The organism is Mesorhizobium sp. M8A.F.Ca.ET.218.01.1.1 (assembly GCF_004791165.1).
In the GTDB taxonomy this organism is placed as follows: Bacteria; Pseudomonadota; Alphaproteobacteria; order Rhizobiales; family Rhizobiaceae; genus Mesorhizobium.
On the sequence record NZ_SRUZ01000079.1, the window covers coordinates 1 to 372 of the forward strand.

1 protein-coding gene is annotated in these 372 nt (G+C 61.3%); it reads left to right on the top strand.

What is annotated here, in order from left to right:
* Window positions 1-185: 185 nt before the first annotated feature.
* On the top strand, window positions 186-372 hold a 187-nt coding region (locus EN861_RS35935; RefSeq protein ID WP_210235217.1), incomplete at its 3' end, for a hypothetical protein.

Below are 372 nucleotides of genomic sequence, written 5' to 3' on the forward strand. Positions count from 1 at the left end.
GTTATCAGGCCCTTTTCCCGCAGCGACCGGGCAGACTGCAATTCCTCAAGCTGGAGGTTCGCGGTCTTTTCCCGTTCTTTTCTGGTGGCGGCGACCATGTCAGCTTCCTTCTTCGCCCGGTCTACCGAGGCCTGGAGGTAGTAGATGTCGTCCTGATACGCGGCAAGCCTGGCGTTCAACTGCGCTTGCTCGGACGCGATGATGTCGGCAATCAGGTGTCCGCCGAACTCGACGGGAGGATCCGACGGTGCCGCGAAGGATTTGTCTTCCCGGCTTTCCGCCTGGAGTCGGGCCAGCCGGACCTTCAGGCGCTATTCTTCGATCGCCAGATTTGCGCGGGTGCTGCGCAGATCAGCTATTTGCAGGGCCGGC